This window comes from Halosimplex yunnanense (assembly GCF_054504345.1).
In genome coordinates, this window is record NZ_JBTJEL010000016.1 from 1 (window position 1) to 573 (window position 573).

The 573-nt window shown below is 59.0% G+C and carries 1 rRNA gene; it reads left to right on the forward strand.

What is annotated here, in order from left to right:
* Positions 1-573 (forward strand): 16S ribosomal RNA (locus AB2U09_RS00100); the annotation flags it as partial.

The following is a 573-nucleotide window of genomic DNA, read 5'->3' on the forward strand; positions in this document are numbered from 1 at the left end:
GCGAGGGCATACAACGCCCTCGCTTTTCTGCACCGTAAGGTGGTACAGGAACAAGTGCTGGGCAAGACCGGTGCCAGCCGCCGCGGTAATACCGGCAGCACGAGTGATGGCCGATTTTATTGGGCCTAAAGCGTCCGTAGCCGGCCGTTCAAGTCCGTTGGGAAATCCACGTGCTCAACACGTGGGCGTCCAGCGGAAACTGTTCGGCTTGGGGCCGGAGGACTCGAGGGGTACGTCCGGGGTAGGAGTGAAATCCTGTAATCCTGGACGGACCACCGATGGCGAAAGCACCTCGAGAAGACGGACCCGACGGTGAGGGACGAAAGCTAGGGTCTCGAACCGGATTAGATACCCGGGTAGTCCTAGCTGTAAACGATGCTCGCTAGGTGTGCCACAGGCTACGAGCCTGTGCTGTGCCGTAGGGAAGCCGAGAAGCGAGCCGCCTGGGAAGTACGTCCGCAAGGATGAAACTTAAAGGAATTGGCGGGGGAGCACTACAACCGGAGGAGCCTGCGGTTTAATTGGACTCAACGCCGGACATCTCACCAGCACCGACAATGTGCAGTGAAGATC